The 2884-nt window shown below is 69.5% G+C and carries 1 protein-coding gene; it reads right to left on the bottom strand.

All coding sequences use genetic code 11. The features are described from left to right. Window positions 1–188: 188 nt before the first annotated feature. Window positions 189–2750 carry a LuxR C-terminal-related transcriptional regulator gene (locus AB0M47_RS42545; RefSeq protein ID WP_363424690.1) on the bottom strand — a complete coding sequence of 854 codons (2562 nt, stop codon included), beginning with the start codon at window positions 2748–2750 and terminating at the stop codon, window positions 189–191. Between the last annotated feature and the right edge of the window lie 134 nt (window positions 2751–2884).

Below are 2884 nucleotides of genomic sequence, written 5' to 3'. Positions count from 1 at the left end.
CAACCTGGCCAAACGCGCCACCGGCGAAAACACCCCAACCTGGCGAGACACCTAAACCGGCATCACTCACAAAGTTCGTGAATTAGACGCCCTCTGAGATATCGGCACGATGCCAGGGTTGTCGCCCATGTTGGCGTACGAGCTTGACGACCTCGGCACCGGACGGTTCCGCCACGTCGTCTGGGGCTTCATCGCAAGCCAAGGGCGTCGAGGGCGTCGGCCAACTCGTCGCGCGAAGAGACGCCGAGCTTGCGGTAGACCGAAGCGAGCTGGTTGTCGACGGTGCGGACTGAGATGCCGAGGCGGGCGGCGATTTCACGGCTGCGCATCCGGGTGGAGGCGAGGCGGGCGACTTCGAGTTCGCGCGGCGTGATGAGCGACGGTGGGCGACGTTGGATGAGCTCCTCGTCGACGAGGGGATCGGTGCGCGTGACGATCGCTTCAAGCTTGCGTGCGATCTCACCTTTTGCGCCCTGTTGCAGGGCAAGGGCGATGGCGTCGAGCGTGATCGGCTCGAGTCCTGCGTGTGCCGCCCGGGTCACCAGCGTCGGTAGATCGGGGTAGGCGTGGTCGCGCAGCGCGACAGCGAGATCGCGCACGACCTGTACGACCTTGACCGGTGTCACCGAGAGCACACGATCCAGGATGCCGACCGCGTGCGCGGCCTCGCCGGCCCGGATCACTCCGGCGAGCGCGAGCGATGCGACGACCGGCGCGACCCGAGCCTCTCGATCGGCCATGCGCAGCAGTCTCGCGACCGCCTGGTCGACCTGGCCGTCGGCGAGGTCGATCCACGCCTGCGCCTCGGCGCGGGGGATGGGGACTAGCGGCGCGTGCCGCTGGCCGAGCGTCATCTCGTCGAGGATGCGGCGTGCGGTGGCGATGTCGCGGCGCCGGGCGGCGATCACTGCCTGGTAGCCGAGCGCCAGGCCCAGCCATCCCATCCGGTCGCGCCAGCGAAGCTGATCCACCGCGAGCGCCGCAAGCCGCGATGCTTCGACGATCTGCCCGCGGTAGAGCCGCGTGATCGCGAGGAGACACGTGTAGACGCCGACCATGTCACCCACACCGGCGCGCTTCGACTCGATGAGGTCGATGGCGTCATCGGTGTGAGCGTCGCCGATGAGTGCCGAGTAGTCGACGAAGTCGAGCACGGTCTGCGCGATCGGGTCGGTGCGCCCCAGCTCGGCTTGGAGCCGCCGCAGGCTCTCGGACGCACGCTGTGCACCATCCTTGTCGCAACGTAGCGCGCGCATGAACCCGGCCATGATCGCGGCCCGGAGCGCGATCTCCGGAGCTACGCGTTCGGCGACGGTGCGCAGCGTCGAACTTGCGGGCTCGCCGCGCGATGAACGCCAGTTGGCGACGTACTCGGCCACGGCCGCGCGCCCGGCCTCATCTAGCCGCGGGAGCATCTGCTCGGCCTGAGCGACGGCGGCGTCGATGTCGTAGCGGCGGTAGGCGAGGTGCTGGCCGCGCTGGATGACCAGCTGGGCGAGGTTGTCCGACGTCTCGGCGAGGGCCTGCGCTGCGGCGAAGTCGGCGCCGGCGCGGTCAAGGTCGCTCATCAGGGAGCAGGCTTCCGCGGCGCGCAGCGTCGCGACGAACGCGAGCTCGCGGTGTGGTCCTTGCCCAAGCACGGTGTCGACGGCGTGGATGGCCAGGCGGAAGTCTCCGGTGGAGATCGCGTACTCGATACCCCACAGCAGCTCTGCGTCGTCCACGGTTCGGTCCGAGGCGTCGAGCTGCAAAGTGAGCGCGCGCATCCGGTCCGCTGGTTCGGTGCGCCTGCGGAGCAGCCGCACTGCCGTGTCGGCCGCGTCGCGCCGCCCGGGGGCGTGCTCGAACGCCTCGGCGATCAGCGGATGCGTCGCCCGAAGCCGGCCGGTGCCGTCATCGGCGAGCAGCCCGCGCGCGACGAGCGTCAGGAGGTCCGGGCCCCCGCCGAGTTCGAGGACGGTGACAGGCTGCAGCAGCACGGCCACGTGAAGCAGATCGTGCTGTCCGGGCGTGAGTTCCGCGATCCGCTGCGCCATCGCGGTGTCGAGTCCGACCGCGTCCGCGCCTTCGTCAACACGCACGGACTCGCCGTCGGGCGTGACGCCGCCACGCCGCTCGGCACGTTCGACGAGCATGCGCAGGTGCAGCGGGTTTCCGGCGCTGCGTTCCATGAGCCGGTGCAGATCGGCATATCGAGGGCGCGCGCCGAACCGCCGCTCCAGCAGTCGCGCCACGTCCTCCGACGCCAGCCCGTCGAGGTCCCATCGCAGGCACAGTCCCTCATCCGCCGCGCGCCGGATGGGCGAAGGCAGCGCCTCGCCGCTGCGCGCCGTCGCGATCGTGGGCGCGCCGAACCCACGGACCAGCTCGTACACGAGCGCCGCGGAGACGTCGTCCAGGCGTGGGATGTCGTCCACCACCACCACAACGCCGTTCGCGTGTCGGCCGATCGCCGTGACGAGCTCGATCGGCAGACGGTCGGATGCGGCATCAAGCCCCAGGCGCGCGACGGCCGGGGCAAAGGCGCCCATCGGTACCCCCGAGAGCTCGGTCAGCGCGATCACCGGGATGACCATGCGGTCGGGCAGTCCGGACGCCACCGTCTCCGCCAGAGTCGACTTGCCGATCCCCGCCGGACCAACGATGAGCTGCAGGCGACCCGGGATGCCGAGGGCCGCGGCGACGCCATCTTCCTGCGCAGGCCGGGGGATGCGTGGCCACTCTCCGCCCGTCTTGAACCAGTTCTGCACGTAGGTGATTCTTACTCATTCACGATGGCGCACGCGCTGACTAGTGGCTCAGCAGGAAACGTTGGCCAGGTAATCGGGTGAGCGGATCTTGGATTTGGTGGCGAAGTCGCGTTTCGGTTCGGCATGACTGTTGC

It is taken from the genome of Hamadaea sp. NPDC051192 (assembly GCF_040682475.1).
Taxonomy (GTDB): Bacteria; Actinomycetota; Actinomycetes; order Mycobacteriales; family Micromonosporaceae; genus Hamadaea; species Hamadaea flava.
This window is presented reverse-complemented; position numbering and strand designations above follow the sequence as displayed.